Here is a 17,973-nt window from a genome sequence, read left to right as displayed (position 1 = left end):
GGGGTGTGGGAGAAGCGTGCGGTGCCACCGTCAACGCACCGTCAAACCCGCGCGTTGCCCAAGTGACGTGATCGATCGACACTGACGCGGTGAGCACTTCGCTGGCGATGCGCCTGTTCGGCGCGTTCGAGGTCGTGGCCGACGGCACGCCCGTCGTGCTGCCGCGCCAGCGCAAGGCCTGCGAGCTGCTGGCCTGGCTCGCGGTGCATCCCGGCCAGCACTCGCGGTCACGGCTGGCTGCCCGGTTCTGGCCGGACGTGCTCGACGCCAGTGCCCGCGCGAGCCTGCGCAGCGCGATCTGGACGTTGCGCGGCGCGCTCGGGCCGGCGCGGGCGTGGTTGCTGGCCGATCGTGACCGCGTCGAGCTGAGGGCGGACGGGCTGACCACGGACCTGCGCCTGTTCGACGAGCTGGTCGCCGAGGGGAAGCTCGCCGAGGCCGAGCGGGTGCGCGGTGGAGACGTGCTGCACCTCTTCGACAGCGACTGGGTCTTCGAACTGCGCGCCGAGTACGACGACAAGTTCGCGGCGCTGCTCGACAGGCTGGCCCAGGACGGCGACCAGGACTACGCCCATCGCGCGCGGCGCCTGCGCGGCCGTGTCGACCTGCCTGCCGACACCGCGCCAACGGTGCCAGAACACGAACTCGTGGGCCGTGGCACCGAGATCGCCGCGGTGCGCCGGTGCTGGGACGCGGCGCGCGCCGGGTCGGGCACGGTCGTCGCGATCACCGGCGACGGCGGGATCGGCAAGACCCGCCTGGCCGACGAGGTGCTGGCGATCGCGGGTGCGGACGGGGCGCGGTCCGCGGGTGGCGCGGGGCCGTCCGTCCCGTTCGGAGTGTGGCTGGAAGCGCTGCGAACGCTGGCGGGCGACTCCCTGCCGGACGCGTGGTGGCCGCAGGCTCTGTCCGGACTGATCCCCGCTGCCGCGCCCAGCCGACCGGCGCCGGGCCACGATCTCGACCGGGTCCGCGTGTTCGAGGCCGTGGTCTCGCTGCTGACCTGGGCGTGCCGGTCGGGTCCGGTGGCGATCGTGCTGGAGGACCTGCACCTGGCCGACCCGTCCAGTCTCGAGCTGCTCACGTACGCGGGCAGGCGGGTGACCAAGCTGCCGGTGCTGCTCGTGGTGACGCGCCGCCGTCTGCCACCGCGCCCGGACGTCGACAGGGTGTGCGCCGCGCTGCGGGCCGGCGGAGCGCTGGGGGCCGAGGTCGACCTCGCTCCCCTGCCCCGCGAGTCGGTGCGCTCGCTGGCACGCGCGACCGCGACGTTGTCCGCCGAGCAGGCCGAGCAGGTGGTGGCGGTGGCGTCGGGCAGTCCGCTGCTGACCGTGGAGCTGGCCCGCGCGCTGGCAGGGGGTGCGGACGCCGCCGAGGGTCTGCGGTCCGCGACCCGCTGGGCGACCGGCCGGTTGCACGGTTCCGCGCGCGTGTTCGTCGAGCTCGCCGCCGTCGTGGGTCGTGATCTGCACCGCGCCGAGATCGCCGCGCTGCCTGGGCTCGCCGATCCCGCGCGGGCGGCCGCCGAAGCACTGGGCTCCGGGCTGTTGCGCGAGCGCGACGGCACGATCGGGTTCCGGCACGCCCTGCTCGCCGAAGCGGTCGCCGCCGACCTGCCGGACCCGCTGCGTTCCCGCCGGCACGCCGCCATCGCCGAGGCGTTGCGCGGCGCGCGGCTCAACGCACCGCGCCGGGCCGCGGAGATCGCCCGGCACCTGCGGCTCGCCGGGCACGACGAGCAAGCCGTGGCGCACTTGGTGAAGGCCGCCGCCGCCGCACGATCGGTGTGCGCGTTGGTCGAAGCCTCCACCCTGCTCACCGAGGTCACCGAGATCGACCCGCACGACCCGGACACGTTCGTCGAGCTCGCCGAGGTCGAGGCCTGGCGCGGGCTGCTCGGCGAGTCGGACGCCGCGTTCGACCGGGCGCTGGAGCTGATCGCCCCGCTCGACCGGGGCGCGCTGGTGAGCGCCTGGCTGCGCCGGGGCCGGTGGCTGCGCGGCGGGCTGTGCATCCCTCGCGAGTGCCGCCGTTCCTACGCCGCCGCGCTGGACGTGCTCGACCGCGACCCGGACGCCGACCAGGACGCGCGGATCGAGGCACTCGCGGGCATGGCCTGGGCGGAGGCCGTGACCGGCGGCGTGGCAGCGGCGGAGGAACTGCTCGTCGCGGTCGACGCGCTCACCCAACGCGGGCCGGTCGGGGACCTGCTGGCGCACGACGTCAGCGTCGCCCGCGCGCACATCCTGCTGCGCACGGGCCGTTTCGCCGACAGCTACGCGCCGCTGATCGCTGCTGCTGCGGCGGCCAACCGGGCAGGGCGTCCCGACCTGGCCTTCCCGAGCCTGCTCAACGCCGCGTCGGCCGCCGCCTGCCTCGGCGCGTTCGACCGCGCCCTGGACTTCATCGACCGCAGCGTGCCGCTCGTGGCCCCCAACGGACTGCTTCGCCTGGGTGTCTACGCGCACTCGGCGCAGGTCGCCGTGTTGTGCCGGCTCGGCAGGGTCGGTGAGGCCGCCGCACGCTGCGACCAGGGTGCCGTGCTGGCGGAGCGGCTGAACGTGTCCGAACTGGTCGGTCTCGTCCACCACGACCGAGCCACCATCGCCCGCACCACCGGCGACTGGGACAGGGCCGCCTGCGAGCTCGCCACCGCGCTCGACCTGAACGCCCCGGTCGGCCGCGCGCTGGCCCGCCTGTACCGCGCCGACGCACTGGCCCGCGCGGGCAGGCCGGACGAAGCGGAGGCGGAACTGCGCGCCGTCACCGGGGAACCGGTGTCGCCCGCCGACTTCCCCGACACGCTCGTCGCCCGCATGTCGGCGGTGCAAGGCCTGATCGCCGCGAGGCGGCAGGATCCCGAGCTGGCCAGGCGGCGGCTGACCGAGGCGGTCCGCGGCTGGCAGCGCCGCGCCGGGTCCACCGGCCAGGGCTACGTCGCCGCGCTGATCGACCTGGGCCGCCCACCGCTGACCGCGCTGGTGGAGCCCGACCGCGAGCTGGCCGCGGTCACCGCCGACCTGAGAGGCATCGATGCCGACGTTCGCTGAGACCGCGCACAGCGCCGCCCCACCCGAGGAGGTGTGGAAGCTGCTGTACGACCCGAGCCGCTTCCCGGAGTGGTGGGCCGGCGTCGGCACGGTCGAACCGTCCACTCAGGACGGTGAGCCCTACACCATGTACCCGGACGGCTACCCGGACTTCCCGATGCCCCAGCTGCTGCACGGCGACCAGCGCCAGGGCAACGTCACGATCTCCTGCCTGGTGTCGGACCTCGTGTTCGCGTGGAGGCTGCACGAGGTGGACGGCGGCACGCGGATCGACGTGCACGTCGAGATCCCCGACGCCGAGACCCACCGCCTGGACACCCAGCGGGAGGTCATTCACCGGTCGGTGGGCGCCCTCGCCGCGCTCGCCGCCCGGGAATGCGGATGACTTCACATCACCAGACGGCGGGCCGCCGTCAGCCCGGCGACCACCAGCACCGGAACCATGATCAGGTAGCTCTGGGTCGTGAACCCGAACGGCATCGCGGAGAGCACGACCAGGAGCACGCACCAGGTAGCCACCATGGCTCCGGCCAGCTGCGGCGGTCGCGCCCGCGCCGCCAACCACGGCACGACCGGAGCCCCCAGCGCCGCGCCGTACGCCAGGCCGGCCCAGACGAGGTCGTCCGCGACGAGCAGGGCCCCCTTCCACACCAGCACGGCCGACACCGCCAGCCCGGACAGGGTGAGCACCACCAGGTACCACGGCGGCAGGGCCGCGGAGAACGACGCGATCGGTTCGCGGCGCACGATCCCCGCGGCCGCCAGTGCGGACCCGATCAGCGACAGGACTCCGGCGGCGCCCACGTAGTACGCCGCGTCGTAGGGAGCGATGCTTTCAGAGTAGATCAGCTCGAACAGCAGCAGCGACACTCCGGCGAGCGCGAGTGATCCCGCCGCCACGAGCACTCCGGCACCCACTGCGCGAGCGCGCGGCTGCACGACGCTGAGCCCGCCGACCAGTGCGGCCAGCCCGAGCGACACGAAGTAGATCCAGAGCGTCGGGCGGTTGACCAGCATCGGGTCGCCGTAGCGGTAGTCGCTAGGCACGGCCAGCAGCAACAGGAAAGCGGCTCCCAGCGCCATCAGCACGCAGCGGGGCACGGGATCGGCGGCACCGGTGTCCTGACTGGACTGTTTCGGTGGATCTTCGACGGGCTTGCGTTGCCCGCTCGCCCCCGGCTGCCCGCTCTGCTCCGGCCGCCCGTCCGCCTCCGGCGGCCTGCTCTGCTCCGGCTGCCTGCTCTGCTCCGGCGTCACCGGTGCCATGGGCATCGGCCGCTCCACCACCACCGGGCGACTCGCGGTCACCGGACGCACCACAGGTGGTGTGACAACGGGCTTCGCGACCTCCGACAGCACGGTGACGACCGCGTTCCCCGTCGGCCCGCTGATCTCGATCCGCCCCTCCGAGTCGGGAGCGGCCTGCTGCAGCGACACCCTGATCTCGTCCTCGACCAGCTCGACCCGGATCCACGGCTCCGACGCCGTCACCGTCACCGCCCGAGCCAATGGCGGACCACCCAGCACCACCGCGTGCGAACCAGGCGTGGAGAACCGAAGCACCGACACACTCGGTCGGATCATCGCGTCGTTCAACGCTGCGGCCGCCGCCCCGGCCACGGTGCTGATGTCCGTGCTCGCCAGCTGCGTCAACGCCAGGTGCGCTCCGGCCGCGACCTCCAGGTTGGCGCTGGACAACCGCGACCGCAGCTCTGCCACCGCGCCCAGCCGCGTGAACATGTTCGAGTCCGCGACCGCCGCCGCCAGATCGGCCGGCATCGCGGCGGGTTTGATCCTGCGCCGCCCGGAGCGCGCCAGGTACAGCTCGCCCTGCATCTCGATGTCGCGTGACGGCGTCTGGTTCGGGTTCTCCTGCCGCACCCGCTCGAACACGTAGTCGTACAGCTCGTTCAACGAGATCAGGCCGTCCTCGTCCCGGTCGGCCTCGCCCGTCGACAACCCCCGCACCAGCGCCGAGGTGAACACCGACGGTTCCGGCGCGTGGTCCTCGGCGAGGTGGTCGCCCTCGAAGGCGTACTCCATCGCGTTCGACGCCGTGATCACCGCCCGGCCGCGGCCGGGCGACAGCGTGGACAGGACGTCCACGTCGCCGGCCGCCCGCACCGCGACGCCCTCGCTGAACGCGCCGCCGTAGCAGCAGTCCAGCAGCAGCACGATGCTGCGCGACCGGCTCTGCCGCATGCAGCGCCGCACGAAGTCCGCGGGCACCGCCGTCGAGCCGAGGCGGTTCGGCCGGGTGTTGCGCGCGGCGAAGAACAACTCGCCCGACTCGCTCTTCACGCCGTGGCACGAGAAGTGCAGCAGGAGCACGTCGTCCGGCTCGCCTTCGAGGAACAGGTCCTCGACCCGTTCCTGCACGACGCTCGCCGTCTCGTCGCGCACGACCTCGACCGAGAACTCGCTGACCCGGCGGTCACCCAGGACCTCGGCCAGCGCCTCGGCGTCGGCGGCCGGCGAACGCAGGCGGCTCAGCCCCTCGTGGTCGTACGAGGAGTTGGCGATGATCAACGCCAGCCGCCTGCCCATCAGGTGTGCCTGGCGACGAACAGCGCGATCAGCTTGTCCTGGTCCTCGCTCGACGCGTCGGCCAGCTCCAGGACGTCGCCGTCGATCTCCACCCGCACCGCGCGCTGCACCGGGGTGCCGCGGCCCAGCCAGCTCCGGATCGCGGTGACGATCGTCTGCAGCGCCGTCGTGGACTGGCCGAGGGTGACCAGCAGGCCGCCCACCGTCGCCACGTCCAGCGCGCGCGAACCCTCCGGTGGCGGGCCCGCACGAAGCGCGGTCACCGCGCGCACGTCCAGTTGGAGAAGATCCTGTCGCAGGTAACCCGTCACCTGGTCGAGGCGTTCGGCGTCCGCCCCGTGCTCGGCGAGGTGCACTCGAAGGTTCATGGCGCCTCCTCACCTCGATTTCGCCCGAAGGGGCATCACTGTTAGCCGACAACTACCTCGAGTTGGCCGCGCCAGGCAGCCGGCACTACTCCATTAGTGGAATCGGTTGCTGAAATTGCTGTCGCGGCCGCTATCGGCGCAATAGCGTTTCCCAATGCGCAATGGTTGAACCAGTTGCGTCCGATGAGCTGATCGACGTTGCCGATGACCCGTGCATAACATCGACGCGTTCGCATTTTGGTGGAATTGCGGAACACGGGGGACTTCGTGCTGGGCGCCAGGTCAGCCATTGTGGGAAGACGATCTGACATCGACGCGTTGCACCAGGTGGTGGCACGGGTAGTGGCTGGTGAGCCGCAGGTCGTCGAGATCTACGGAGAGACCGGAATGGGCAAGACCCGACTGCTCGACGAGCTAGCCCGAACGGTTGAAGACCACTCACTGGAATTGGTATTGGGACGGGCCGGGGATTACCCGCGCACCGAGCGTTTCGGGATCGCGGAAGCGGATGAGGAAATCGCCGCCGTCATCACGGCGATGGGTGCCGATACCGAAGCGCACCGGGTGCACCGCGCGGTGCGTCAGGTGCTGGTGCGGCGGGCGCGGCCGCCGGGTCTCGCTCTGTTGCTGGACGACGTGCACCTGGCGGACGAGGCGTCGCAGGAGTTGCTGGAGAACCTGGTGCTGGATCTGCCGGCGGTGCCGTTGCTGGTGGCCGTCACGTACCAGGGGCATCGCGTGCCGCCGGGGCTGCCGGGCGCGCTCGCGCGGACCAGGGCGGCGGTGACCCGGCTGGCGCCGGCGCCGCTCGACGAGGACGCGGTGGCGGAGCTGCTGCCGGATCTGCCGGTGCGGCGGAGACGGTCGCTGGTGGCTGTCACCGGCGGGAATCCGTTGTACGTCGACGCGCTGGCACTGGCCGACGAGCGCACGCTGGCCTCGTTGGCCGCGCCTGACCGGAGCGATCCGGAGGACATGCCGCGCCGGTTGCGGGCGTTGCTGACGTCCGAGCTGCGGACGCTGGACGACGACAAACGACTCACCGCGCACGCCGCTGCCGTCGCGGGTGATCCGGCTGAGCTGGACCTCGTCGTCGGCATCGTGGACAGGCCGGAGAGCGCGGTGATCGAGGCGCTCGACGAGCTCGTGGCGATCGGCGTGCTGCACAACGTGGGCCCGCGGTTCCGGTTCCGGCATCCGCTGGTGCGCGCCGCCGCCTATCAGTCGGCTGGGCCTGCCTGGCGGATCGCCGCGCATCGCCGGGCGGAGGTGCACCTGCGGGGGCGTGACGGCGCGCTTGCGTTGCGCGCGCACCACTTGAGCAGGGCGGGTGCCGGTGATCAGGAGGCGGCCGAGACATTGCTGGAGGCTGCGGCCGCCGTGATGGAGACGGCGCCGGCGTGCGCGGCGGACTGGTTGCGGACGGCGGTGCGGATGCTGCCGGCGTCGCATCCGCGGTGGTCGGAGCTGGTGCTGTTGCTGGCCAGGGCCGTGGCGGTGAGCGACCGTCCGTTGGAGAGCAGGGAGATCCTGCACGACGTGCTGGACTCCGCCGGTGGGCAACGGCGTGAGGCGGTGCGGTTGTACGCGCTGGCCGATCGGTTGCTCGGGCGGCTGGACGAGTCGCGGGCGTTGCTGGAGACCGAACTTCTCGCGGGCGGTGAGGGCGGCGGGCCGCTGATCGTGGAGCTGGCGGCGGCGGAACTCCTGCAGGGCGACCTCGTGGCGTGCGCGAGGCACGCTCGCGAGGCTGTTGAGGACGGACTCGACCACAGTGACCGCGGGCAGGTCGCGGCGGGCACGACGTTGCAGGGACTGGCGGCGCTGCTGCAAGGAGACGTGCCGAGCGCGCGCGAACGGCTGGCGGAGGCGGCGCGGAGTGGACGGGCTGGGTGACGCGGAACTGCGTGATCACCTGCACGTGTTGCCGCCGCTGGCGTGGCTGGAGCTGCACCTCGAGCAGTACGGCAACGCGGAGCGACATCTCGCGCGTGGCAAGGAGATCGCACTCAGCAACGGGCGTGCGCACGTCATGCCGTACCTGTTGATCTCGAGCTCGGCGCTGGCGGAGCGGACCGGACGACTGGACGTGGCGTGGCAGGAGGGGCTGGACGCGTACGACGCCGCGGTCGCGATCGGCAGCGCGGAGCTGATGGCGATGGCGACCGCGGTGCGGCTGCGGACCGCTGTGTGGCAACAAGGTCCGCATGCCGCGCTGGAGCTCGCGGCCACCGCGTCGCCCAGTTCCGCGTGGTGGACGGCCGAAGCGGACGCGGCGGTCGTGACGGCACAGCTGCTCGCCGACCGGCCGGCCGCGGTCGTCACCACGGTCGCCGGACACCTGAGTCCCGAGGCCGCCGATCTCGCGGCGGTGCACTGGTGCTCGTCGTTGGCCATGGCGAAGTCGGCGCTGAAGTCGTGGGACGAGGCGCTGGAGCTGTCCGAGCAGGCGCTGGGGCTGGCGTCCGCGCTGGATCTGCCGTTCCACCGCGGACTGGCGCACCTGGCCCGCACCAGGGTTCTCGCGCAGTGCGGCCAGCTGCCCGCGTCCGTCTCCGAGGCCGAGGCGGCGGCGGACTGGTTCACCCGTGCCGGGTCTCCCCTGCACGTCGCGATGGCGTTCGCATTGGGCGCGGAAAGCCTTGCCACCGCAGGAGATCTGCAGGGCGCGCGGGCTGGCTTCGGGCGTGCCAAGGAAGGCTACGCGGCGTGCGACGCGAGCTGGTTGCTCGCGTCGGTCCGCAACAGCGAGAGCAGGTTGGGTGCCCGGTCTCCCCGCCCTCGTCGTCCGGAAGCCGCCGGCACCGTGGACGCCCTCTCCGGACGGGAACGCGAGGTGGCCGAGCTCGTGGCGGCCGGGCTGACCAACCGGGAGATCGCCACGAAGCTGTTCCTGTCGGTGAAGACGGTCGAGGCGCACCTGGCGCGGGTGTTCACGAAGCTGGACGTCAAGTCCAGGGTCGGGGTCGCGCAACGACTGGCTTCACGCGATCTCGGCTGACCGGCCCGTTCCCGCCGCCACCACCGGCTGGGCCGCCCACGCCGCCTGATCGGTGAGATCGGTTGGGGCGCAGGAGACCACGACGTACCGGCTCGGCGCCACGGTGGTGTAGCGACCGGGCAACGCGGCCAGACACCTGACGTGCACCTCCCGTGGTGTCACGGGCTCGGTGACGTAGGCGACCAACTCCCCGTCGTGGTCGAAAACGCGGGCCGGGCCGTCGACGACCTCGTCGAGCAGGAGTTGCACCGCAGCGATCTCCACCCAGCACGCGTCCCGGTACACCCAACCGGCACCGCGCTCGATCGGGCTGATCCCCGTCAGCACAGCCACTTCCGCCACCGGTACCGGCCGCTCCGCCGAGGCGACGACCAGAGCTTCCACGCCGCGCAGGAACGCCTCGATGTCCGGCTCCGGCAGGTACCGGGTGTCGCCGTAGAGCGCGAGCTCCACCTCGCGGCCCGCCCGGATCACGGTGAAGTAGCAGGCCACGGGATACGAGGTCGCGGGCAGCCACTGGAAAGCCGTGTCCGCCAACGCTCCGGCCACCTCCCCCAGGTTCGGCGGTGCCGGGTCGATCACGCGGTCCTCCTGGTGCGCGCCGACGTCGTTGAAGACGCAGTCGCGCTGGAACCGCGTGCCGCGTTCGTCGGCCACCGCGTCCATCACCGGCCAGAGCTTCCTGGCGTCGAACTGGCTGTAGCGGTAGGCGTTCATGGTCGCGAGCCGCACGCCACGCACCACGTCGTCCACAGTGGACGAACTGAGCTCGAACGGCACCAGCGCGTCCTGGGCGATCGTGCCGACGTAGGACGCCATGCCCGGCCGGAACCGGTTGCCGCAGATGGACACCAGCGCGCCGAGCGGGTTGCCGGTGCGCACCGCCAGCAGCGTCGCCGCCAGCGCCAGCAACACCGTCGAGTGGCTGACACCCGTGCGCGCCACCAGGGACGGCAGCACTAGGCCCGCCGCGCGCGACTTCAGGTAGCCCTCCCGGCAGCCTGCCGGACCCAGCGGCGGGTGCGAGAACATCGCCTGCGGCATGCGGCGCAACTGCGTCTCCCAGAACCGCAGCGCCGACTCGGCACGGCGGCGTGCCGGTGACTGCGACTCGTGCTCGGCCTGGTCGAGTGGCTGCACCGCAGGAGTCCCGACGGTGCGCGCGGCCGGATCTTCGAGCATCTGCCCGAACTGACCCGCCAGCAGCTCCATGCTCGCGAAGTCCGCGGCCAGGTGGGACAACGCGAGTGCCACCACGTGCGGGCTGCCGTCCCGGGTGGAGATCGCGACCCGCAACGGGAGATCGCGGCCGAAGTCGAACCGCGTGCCCGCGATGCGTTCGCGCAGCGCCGGTTCGGTGTCGCCCTCGTGGATCTCCGCGACCAGCGTGCCCTCGCTGACGACGGTCTGGACCGCCTCCGGACCGGGTTGGACGGTCGTGCGCAACGACTCGTGCCGCGCGAGCAGCACGGCCAGCGACTCCCGGATGTCCTCCAGCCCGCACCCGTCGGGCACGGGTACGAACCGGCACAGGATGTCCGAGCGTTCCTGCTCCTGTTCGCCGATCCACTCCAGAACGTTGGCCTGTCCCAAAGTGACCGGCGTAGAGCCTTCACGTGATCCGGTGAACTCCACCTCGAGCTGTCCCATTCCGCGCACGCTAGACACCGGATCGGCGCACAGCATGGGGTGAAACCCTGCATTGGCGCCGTTACGGGTAGCCCGGGGCGGGACGCGGCGACACGATCGGCGGCATGACCGTCTTGACCGTGCGCCGCCCGGATGCCCGCGAACTGCTGGACGAACTTGTCGCCGTGCACGGCGAAGTGCATCGCGAACCCCGGTTCGCGGGCATCGACTACTTCTCCGACGAACGGTTTCGCGACCGGCTCGTCGTGGCGTTGCGCCAGCCGGGGTTCGAGCTGGTCGCGGCGTTCGACGGCGACGAGATCGCCGGGTACCTCTACGGCTGGGCGTTGCCGCGGTGGACCCGCTGGTGGACGCCGTTGAAGACCGCGCTGCCGTCGTCGGTGACCGAGGAAACCGGCAGCCGCACCGTGTTCATCCAGGAGATCATGGTGCGGCGGCCGTGGCGCGGCAACGGGATCGCCCGCACCCTGCACGACGACTTCCTCGCACACCGCGCGGAGGAACGCGGCCTGATCTGCGTGCAACCGGACAACGAGCCGGCGCGATCGGCCTACCTGCGCTGGGGCTGGAGCCCGGTCGCGCGCACGGCGTTCACCGACGGACCTGAGTTCGACTGTCTCCTGAAACCCTTGAGGGGTCAGATGTAGGGACAGCCCTCATGCTGGCGGGGCGCTACCCGACCTAGCGTTCCGCCCCATGTCGAGGGTCACCACGCTGGAGCGGATCGCCGCCTTCACACCGGATCGGTCGGTACCGATCGAGGATCTGGGCGAGCGGCTCGGGCTGGGCAAGTACGTGGTGCGGATGTTCCGCAACCTGCACGGGTTCGACCAGGTGCGCGACGACCCGGCGATCGACGTGTTCGCCCTCGTCGCCGCCGCGGGTGAGCGGATCGTGAAGGAACTGCCGGATCCCGGTGTGGTCAAGTACGTCCTGTACGCGCACACCGTGCTCGACGTGACGCCGTCGACGATCGACGCGGCCGACGTCATCCGTCAGGCGCTCGGGCTGCCGGACGCGGAGGCGTTCGCCGTCACGCAGCAGCACTGCGCGAGCGGACTGGCCGCCATCGACGTCGCGGGCGAACTGCTCAGGGCGGACGACGATCCGGACGCACGCGCGCTGGTGCTCACCGGCGAAAAGCCTGTCACCGCGCGGTTTCGGGTCGTCAACAACACGACGATCCTCGGTGAAGCGTCGACCGCGTGTCTCGTGAGCGCCGGCGGCACCGGCGACGTCGTGCGGTCCTACGCCACCAAGACGCAGGTGCTGCTGTCCGACGGGGTGTACCTCGCCGAGGACCTCGTGAAGGAGTTCAACGACAACTACGTGGCTTTCCTCGCCGAAGCGGTGACCAAGGCCCTCGACCGGGCCGGGGTCACGCTCGACGACATCACGATGCTGGTGCCGCACAACGTGAGCAAGCTGCTCTGGCAGCGGACGCTGGACGAGATCGGCGTCGCCAGGTCGAAAGCGTTCTTCGACAACATCGCGCGCTACAGCCATTGCTGCTGCGCGGACCCGTTCCTCAACTACGCCACGCTGCGCGACGAGGGCCGGCTGACCGACGGCGGGCTCTACCTGCTCACGTCGGTCGGCCTCGGCGCCACCTACGCCGCGATGGTGATCGAGCACAGGGGTGGCAGATGACAAGCGACTACCTGCGGGCCATCAAGGCCGCGCTCACCGGTTCCCCCGCCACACCGCTGGCGCTGGTGTGCAACTTCGAGGCCGAGGCCCGGTGGGCGACGAACCACGTCGGGCTGCCCGCCGCCGCCCTCTCGGCGTCCACGGACGTCGTGCGCCGCATGGAACAGCTCGGCGCGCTGCTGGCCGGGCCGGACGACGTGCTGATCGCGTCGCACGACCTCGACCCCGGTTTCCGCCGGTACGCGGAAGAACTCGGGTTCTCCTTGCCTGAGGTTCTCGTGCCCTCCCGTACCGGCGGTTCCACGACGGAGAACGCCATCGGGTCACCGGAGCTGCTCAAGGCGTTGCACGGCAGGCAGCTCCTCCCGATGGGCACGACCGTCGACGAGGAGAAGCTCGCCGACGCGGCGGGCATCCCTCTCGCAGTGCCATCAGCCGATGTCTTCGAGCGTGTCAACGGCAAGATCTACGGCCGGAGGCTGGTGGAGGACACCGGACTGCGCCCAGTGCCAGGCCACACCGTGGAATCGGTCGCCGAGTTCGACTCGACTCTGCACGGCGTGAGCGGCACGGTGGTGGTGAAGGACTCGTACGGCGTGTCCGGCAAGGGACTCGTCGTGCTCGACTCACCCGCCAAAGTGCAAGGTCTGCGCAAGCTGGTGCACCGCCGAGCCTCCCGCACCGGCGACGACCGACTGCACGTCGTGGTCGAGCACTGGCTGCCGAAGCGGTGCGACCTGAACTACCAGTTCACCCTAGCGCGGGACGGCTCGGTGACGTTCGACTTCGTCAAGCAGGCGCTCACCGAGCACGGTGTCCACAAGGGACACATCATGCCGGCCGAGCTGACTGAGACGCAGCACGAAGAACTGAGGCACGCGGCAGACGTTGTGGGTGCCCGGTTGCACCGCGACGGGTTCCACGGCGTGGCGGGTGTGGACGCGATCGTGGGCGTGGACGAGGTGCTGTACCCGGTGCTGGAGATCAACGCCCGGCTGAACATGTCGACCTACCAGGGCGGCGTCGTCGAGCGGCTCGTTCCGCCCGGCCACACGTGCCTGGCCAGGCACTACCCGATCGGCGACAGCGGGTTCGCCGACGTCCGCCGGGTGCTGCCGCGCGACGTCGTGGTGACGTGCTTCGGCACCGCGGCCGCCGGACGGCTCTACACCATGTCGTTCGCCCCGGACCGGGCCTCGCTGGAGGCGTTGGACGCCGCGACCACTACCGCACTGGAGTCGTTGTGACTGAGGAGTTTGCCGTACAGGGACATCCCATCAGCGCGCTCGCCGAGGAGTTCGGCACACCGCTGTACGTCTACGACGGCGACGTGCTGCGCGAGGTGTACCGGTCACTGCGCGGCCTGCTCGACCCGAGGGTCGACATTCTCTACTCCGCCAAGGCCAATCCCAACGTCAGCATCTGCGCGGTGCTGCGGTCGCTCGGCGCGGGCATCGAGGTCTCGTCGCTGGTGGAGCTGATCACCGCGCACCGGGCCGGCGCGGACGTTCGCGACATCCTGTTCCTCGGGCCGGGAAAGTCGCGGGAAGAGCTGCTGGCGTGCGTGGAGATGGGCGTGCATGCCGTCGTGTGCGAGTCGCTGGACGAGGTGGAGCAGCTCAACGACCTGCACGTGCCCGGCGGGGTGGACGTGATGCTGCGGGTGAACCCGTCGTTCACCGCGAAGGGCGCGCGCCTGTCCATGGGAGGCAAGCCTCGTCAGTTCGGCATCGACCAGGCCGTGCTGCTGCGGTCACGCTCGTTCCTGCGCTCGTTGAAGCACGTGCGGGTGATGGGTGTGCACGGCTACATGGGCACCCGGATCCTCGACGCGAGCAACGTCGTGGAGAACACCCGCGGCATCCTCGCCGCCGCCGAGGAGCTGTCCGCCGAGCTCGGGTTCGACCTGGAGACGGTCGACATCGGCGGCGGGTTCGGGGTGCCGTACTTCGAGAACGAGAAGGACCTCGACGTCGAGGCGCTGGCGCTGGGCGTCAACGCGGCGGTCGCGGACTTCCTCGGCCGAAACTCTTGCCGCGTCATCACCGAGCTCGGCCGCTATTTGGTGGGCTGGTGCGGCACGTACGTCGTGCGGGCTCGCTACGTAAAGGAGTCCATGGGCGAGTGGTTCGTGGTCGCCGACGGCGGCACCAACCACCACATGGCTGCCGTCGGCATCGGCAGCTTCGTCAAGCGCAACTTCCCGGTGCGGTCGCTGACCCGCTACGAGGAACCCGCGCACCGGCCGTACAACATCACCGGCCCCCTGTGCACCCCGAACGACGTGGTGGCGAAGCAGGTCGCACTGCCCGAGGTCCACCCAGGCGACCTGCTGGGCGTCGAACGCTCCGGCGCGTACGGCCCGTCCGCCTCCCCCGGCCTGTTCCTGAGCCACGGCTATCCCGCCGAGGTGCTGGTGCTCGACGGCACACCGCACCTGGTGCGCCGGCGGGACACCGCGGAAGACCTGCTGGGCAAGCAACAACTCATCCCGGTCTGACGAAGGAGTGTCTGTTGTGGACAGATTGACCGTGCTCAAGACGATCACGAACGCCCTCACCGAGGTCATGCAGCGCGACTACTCCGACGCCACGGAGGACACGCGGCTGTTCGAGGACCTGCACCTCGACTCGACATCGGTGCTCACGCTGCTGATGGCACTGGAGGACCACACCGGCATCGAGGTCGACCCGGAGTCGTTGCAGATGGAGAACTTCCGCACGGTGGGCACGCTCGCCGACTACCTCGAGGCCAACCTCGACGTCGCGGTGTGATGCTGACCCTGACGGCGGCGAGCGCGGTGGTCGCCACGCACCGCAACCCGTACGTGCCCGACGAATGGCTGCTGGCCTACCAGCGCGACCTGATGGCGCCGTTCGGGGTGGAGTTCGACGCCGAACGGCTGGCGCGCGGTACCGGAGTCCTGTTCCAGGAGCTGGCTTCGTCGGCGCTGGAACTGTTACCGGCGCCGCCGAAGCCCGATCTGGTGGTGGTCGCGCACGGTCTGCCCGACCACTACCCGTTCCGGTCGATCGGCGGGCACGTGGACAAGCTGCTCGGTGGCGGGTCGGAGAACTTCGCGATCTCCGAACATGGTCTGCGTGCGCCGTTCACGGCGTTGCGGGTCGCTGCCGCCTATCACCGCTCCGGTCGTTGCGCGGTGGGAACGGTGGTCGTGGTCGAGCAGGGCACGTTCGGCAACGAAGAACCGCTGGCTCGGGACGGGCTGGCGGACACCGCCGCTGTGCTGGTGCTCGGGGATGGTGGGCCGTGGGAGATCACGGCCGTGCCACCGGCTTCTGAAGACTTGGCGGGGATGGTGACCGCGCTGGCGTCCGGCAACCCGACGGGCGCGGCGACCACCAGCGCATACGGCAACCCGGCGAGGACCGCGACCGCCACCGCGCCCGGAGATCCAACGAGACCGTTGACCGCGCCGAGCGAGCGGCCGCTGGTCGTCGCCGGTCCGTTCGCCGGTGACCTGCCAGACCTACCGGTGCACCGCGTCCCGCCCGGTTCCTATTGCACCAGCGTGTGGCTGGCACTGGCCCGCCACCACGAGGAGTGGGCCCAAACCCACGACGCACTCGTCCTGTGCGACACCGATCCCCGCACCGGGCGAAGCCACGCGGCGCTGCTGCGCCGTGCCAGTCAGGAAGGCACGACATGAGTTCTTATGCGGCGGAGCTCGACCGGTTGCACGGCGACGCCCTGGTGACCGCGCCCAGCGGGGTGGCACTCGCCTCTTCCGACAGGATCAGTTCGCCGGACCATCCGTTGCACCGCTTCGGACTTGGCGTCGGGCGCGGGACGCCGTCGGACGGCGAGGAGCTGGACCGGTTCGCCACAGGTCTGCTCGGGCTGCACCGCGACCTGCTCCAGCGCGGTATCGACCACGCCATGACACACCTGGGCGGGCGCACGTCGCAGGGCTCGCCGCTGCTCGACCGCCAGCTCGTCCAGGCCACCCTCGGCGACGTCGCGGTCGAGGTGCGGGAGAACGCCGCGCTGCCCACTGACGATCCGCATGCGAGGTGGCGCGCTCATCAGGGGCTGGTCGACGCGGGACGGCTGCTGCTGAGCCTGCTCGGCGCGAGCAGCTTCCTCGTGTCCGGGCCCGGCGGCGACCTGCACCTCGCCGAGGTCACCGGCAACGTCTACCTGCACCAGGAGAACGAATGACCACCCTGCTGAGCCGAGACGACCAGCTGCTGCGGCTGCGGGCGCACTGCCGCGAGGTGGCGCCGGCGCTGCGCGAGGTCGGCCTGGCGCTCGACCGCGATCCGGACGCCATCACGGACTTCCTTCACCTGCCCGCGTTCGCCGTGCTGGACCAGGTGTTCACGCCGCCGGAGTTCCGCCGCCCGTCCTCGATCGAGCCTTTCGACCCGACGTGCACGGCGTTGTGCGTGGTGCTGGAGGTCCTGTCCCACGGCGATCCCGGCGCGATTCTCGCCGGGCCGGGCGCGGGGCTTTCCCGTGACGTGGTCAGGGAACTCGGTGACGACGAGCAGCGCGAGCACTTCTTCGGCCGGGCCCACGACGGTCCGGTGTGGACGTTCTTCGGGCTCACCGAACCCGGCAAGGGATCCGCGGCACTGGAGCTGGAGACCACGCTCACCCCGGACGGCGACGACTGGCTGCTGAACGGGGAGAAGCGTTACGTCGGCAACGGCGCGCGGGCGCAGATCGGCGTCGTGTTCTGCCGTCGCGCGCCCGGACCGTGGGGCATCGAGGCGGTGATCGTCGACCCGGCCGCGCACGGGTTCCACGCCGAGCTGCTGCCCATGATCGGGCTGCGCGGTGCGCGGATCAGCGCGCTGCGGTTCGACAACGTGCGCATTCCCGCCAACCGCGTGCTCGGCAGGCACCGTCCGCCCAGCAGGCGCGGGGTCTACGGCGCGCTGCACGCGTTGCTGCGGTTCCGGCCCGGACTGGCCGCCATGACGCTCGGCCTCACGCAGGCGGCGTGCGACTACCTCACCGAGCACAAGCCTTCGCTGTCGCGCTGGAACGAGCTGCGCGTGCAGGGCGTGTTCGACCGGGTGGCGGCGGTGCGGCGGATGATCCTCGACGTCGCGGGCGACATCGACCGCGGTGTGGTGAACCCGCACCGGATCGGCGTGGTCAAGATGCGCGCCGCCCAGCTCGGTGAGCAGGTCACCAGGCTGGCCGCCGAGCTGCTCGGGCCGGCGTCGCTGATCGAGCACCCGTGGCTCGAGAAGGTCTACCGCGACCTGCGGGCGTTCGAGTTCATGGAGGGCACGTCCAACCTGCACCGGCTGTCGGTGTTCCAGGGGCTGCTCAAGCACGACTTCTTCGGGGAGGGCGACACCGATGAGGCTGGGCGTTGACCTCACCGAGCTGGACGAGCTGGACGCGTTGCTCCGGCGGAAGTGGTTCCGCCGCTTCGTCTTCGCCGACGCCGAGCTCGCGCACGCCGACGGGCTGGCCGCGACCAGGCGGGCCGAGTTCCTGGCCGGCCGGTTCTCCGCGAAGGAGGCGGTGCTCAAGGTGCTGGGCCGCGGGTTGTTCCAAGGCGTTGTGCCGCACGACATCGAGGTGACCCGCGCGGACGGCGGTGAGCCGTGCGTGACGCTGTCGGCCACCGCGGCACGAGCGGCGGCGGAGGCCGGGATCAGCGAGGTCAGCGTGTCGATCACGCACAAGCGCGATCTGGTCGCCGCCGTCGCCGTGGGGTGGTGAC

The 17,973-nt window shown here is 71.1% G+C and carries 16 protein-coding genes; 13 read left to right on the top strand and 3 right to left on the bottom strand.

Annotated features, from left to right (window positions below; genetic code table 11):
* Nucleotides 1–89 precede the first annotated feature (89 nt).
* Together AB0M24_RS02490 and AB0M24_RS02485 are read left to right on the top strand one after the other, a co-directional pair.
* On the top strand, nt 90–3,050 hold the full coding sequence (locus AB0M24_RS02490) for an AAA family ATPase (protein ID WP_363759862.1): 2,961 nt from the start codon (nt 90–92) through the stop codon (nt 3,048–3,050).
* Entirely contained in the window at nt 3,034–3,435 is a 402-nt protein-coding gene (locus AB0M24_RS02485) for an SRPBCC family protein (RefSeq protein WP_363759859.1), read from the top strand. The genes AB0M24_RS02490 and AB0M24_RS02485 overlap by 17 nt, the downstream gene beginning before the upstream one ends.
* Before the next feature lie 2 nt (nt 3,436–3,437).
* Here the strand turns inward: AB0M24_RS02485 and AB0M24_RS02480 are convergent, their stop codons facing one another.
* A complete protein-coding gene (locus AB0M24_RS02480) occupies nt 3,438–5,597 on the bottom strand; it encodes a caspase family protein (protein ID WP_363759856.1) in 2,160 nt (719 codons plus the stop codon).
* Nucleotides 5,597–5,965, bottom strand: a complete 369-nt coding sequence (locus AB0M24_RS02475; protein ID WP_363759853.1) for a hypothetical protein — start codon at nt 5,963–5,965, stop codon at nt 5,597–5,599. Before AB0M24_RS02475 ends, AB0M24_RS02480 begins: the two co-directional genes overlap by 1 nt.
* Before the next feature lie 291 nt (nt 5,966–6,256).
* Between AB0M24_RS02475 and AB0M24_RS02470 the strand changes: the two genes are divergently transcribed.
* Both AB0M24_RS02470 and AB0M24_RS02465 read left to right on the top strand, forming a co-directional pair.
* The gene (locus AB0M24_RS02470) at nt 6,257–7,861 is read left to right on the top strand and encodes an AAA family ATPase (RefSeq protein WP_363759850.1); all 1,605 of its coding nucleotides are present in this window, start codon (nt 6,257–6,259) and stop codon (nt 7,859–7,861) included.
* Nucleotides 7,845–8,966, top strand: a complete 1,122-nt coding sequence (locus AB0M24_RS02465; RefSeq protein WP_363759847.1) for a helix-turn-helix transcriptional regulator — start codon at nt 7,845–7,847, stop codon at nt 8,964–8,966. Before AB0M24_RS02470 ends, AB0M24_RS02465 begins: the two co-directional genes overlap by 17 nt.
* Here AB0M24_RS02465 and AB0M24_RS02460 read toward each other — a convergent pair.
* Nucleotides 8,949–10,616: a condensation domain-containing protein gene (locus tag AB0M24_RS02460; RefSeq protein WP_363759844.1), complete on the bottom strand. Its 1,668-nt coding sequence runs from the start codon at nt 10,614–10,616 to the stop codon at nt 8,949–8,951. The two genes, AB0M24_RS02465 and AB0M24_RS02460, sit on opposite strands and share 18 nt — an antisense overlap.
* A 104-nt stretch (nt 10,617–10,720) precedes the next feature.
* Here AB0M24_RS02460 and AB0M24_RS02455 point away from each other — a divergent pair, with 104 nt between their 5' ends.
* The 9 genes from AB0M24_RS02455 to acpS are packed head-to-tail and all read left to right on the top strand — an operon-like array spanning nt 10,721 to nt 17,972.
* Nucleotides 10,721–11,263: a GNAT family N-acetyltransferase gene (locus AB0M24_RS02455; RefSeq protein ID WP_363759841.1), complete on the top strand. Its 543-nt coding sequence runs from the start codon at nt 10,721–10,723 to the stop codon at nt 11,261–11,263.
* Nucleotides 11,264–11,312: 49 nt separating this feature from the next.
* Entirely contained in the window at nt 11,313–12,266 is a 954-nt protein-coding gene (locus AB0M24_RS02450) for a 3-oxoacyl-[acyl-carrier-protein] synthase III C-terminal domain-containing protein (protein WP_363759838.1), read from the top strand.
* Nucleotides 12,263–13,513, top strand: coding sequence for an ATP-grasp domain-containing protein (locus tag AB0M24_RS02445; protein WP_363759835.1), 1,251 nt, complete (start codon nt 12,263–12,265; stop codon nt 13,511–13,513). The genes AB0M24_RS02450 and AB0M24_RS02445 overlap by 4 nt, the downstream gene beginning before the upstream one ends.
* Nucleotides 13,510–14,766: a diaminopimelate decarboxylase gene (locus AB0M24_RS02440; RefSeq protein ID WP_363759832.1), complete on the top strand. Its 1,257-nt coding sequence runs from the start codon at nt 13,510–13,512 to the stop codon at nt 14,764–14,766. The genes AB0M24_RS02445 and AB0M24_RS02440 overlap by 4 nt, the downstream gene beginning before the upstream one ends.
* Before the next feature lie 16 nt (nt 14,767–14,782).
* The gene (locus AB0M24_RS02435) at nt 14,783–15,040 is read left to right on the top strand and encodes an acyl carrier protein (RefSeq protein ID WP_363759829.1); all 258 of its coding nucleotides are present in this window, start codon (nt 14,783–14,785) and stop codon (nt 15,038–15,040) included.
* A complete protein-coding gene (locus tag AB0M24_RS02430; RefSeq protein ID WP_363759826.1) occupies nt 15,040–15,936 on the top strand; it encodes a hypothetical protein in 897 nt (298 codons plus the stop codon). The genes AB0M24_RS02435 and AB0M24_RS02430 overlap by 1 nt, the downstream gene beginning before the upstream one ends.
* On the top strand, nt 15,933–16,448 hold the full coding sequence (locus AB0M24_RS02425; RefSeq protein ID WP_363759823.1) for a hypothetical protein: 516 nt from the start codon (nt 15,933–15,935) through the stop codon (nt 16,446–16,448). Before AB0M24_RS02430 ends, AB0M24_RS02425 begins: the two co-directional genes overlap by 4 nt.
* The gene (locus AB0M24_RS02420) at nt 16,445–17,620 is read left to right on the top strand and encodes an acyl-CoA dehydrogenase (protein ID WP_363759820.1); all 1,176 of its coding nucleotides are present in this window, start codon (nt 16,445–16,447) and stop codon (nt 17,618–17,620) included. The genes AB0M24_RS02425 and AB0M24_RS02420 overlap by 4 nt, the downstream gene beginning before the upstream one ends.
* Complete coding sequence (acpS, locus tag AB0M24_RS02415; protein WP_363759817.1) at nt 17,604–17,972, top strand: holo-ACP synthase; 369 nt, start codon at nt 17,604–17,606, stop codon at nt 17,970–17,972. The genes AB0M24_RS02420 and acpS overlap by 17 nt, the downstream gene beginning before the upstream one ends.
* Nucleotide 17,973: the final 1 nt, after the last annotated feature.

The sequence above is a fragment of the Lentzea sp. NPDC051838 genome, from assembly GCF_040681245.1.
Lineage (GTDB): Bacteria > Actinomycetota > Actinomycetes > Mycobacteriales > Pseudonocardiaceae > Lentzea.
This window is presented reverse-complemented; position numbering and strand designations above follow the sequence as displayed.

Coding starts and splice junctions, on each gene's coding strand:
- AB0M24_RS02485 (WP_363759859.1), top strand. CDS start 3,034: ATGCCGACGTTCGCTGAGACCGCGCACAGCGCCGCCCCACCCGAGGAG.
- AB0M24_RS02425 (WP_363759823.1), top strand. CDS start 15,933: ATGAGTTCTTATGCGGCGGAGCTCGACCGGTTGCACGGCGACGCCCTG.
- acpS (WP_363759817.1), top strand. CDS start 17,604: ATGAGGCTGGGCGTTGACCTCACCGAGCTGGACGAGCTGGACGCGTTG.
- AB0M24_RS02430 (WP_363759826.1), top strand. CDS start 15,040: ATGCTGACCCTGACGGCGGCGAGCGCGGTGGTCGCCACGCACCGCAAC.
- AB0M24_RS02450 (WP_363759838.1), top strand. CDS start 11,313: ATGTCGAGGGTCACCACGCTGGAGCGGATCGCCGCCTTCACACCGGAT.
- AB0M24_RS02445 (WP_363759835.1), top strand. CDS start 12,263: ATGACAAGCGACTACCTGCGGGCCATCAAGGCCGCGCTCACCGGTTCC.
- AB0M24_RS02480 (WP_363759856.1), bottom strand. CDS start 5,597: ATGGGCAGGCGGCTGGCGTTGATCATCGCCAACTCCTCGTACGACCAC.
- AB0M24_RS02460 (WP_363759844.1), bottom strand. CDS start 10,616: ATGGGACAGCTCGAGGTGGAGTTCACCGGATCACGTGAAGGCTCTACG.
- AB0M24_RS02475 (WP_363759853.1), bottom strand. CDS start 5,965: ATGAACCTTCGAGTGCACCTCGCCGAGCACGGGGCGGACGCCGAACGC.
- AB0M24_RS02420 (WP_363759820.1), top strand. CDS start 16,445: ATGACCACCCTGCTGAGCCGAGACGACCAGCTGCTGCGGCTGCGGGCG.
- AB0M24_RS02455 (WP_363759841.1), top strand. CDS start 10,721: ATGACCGTCTTGACCGTGCGCCGCCCGGATGCCCGCGAACTGCTGGAC.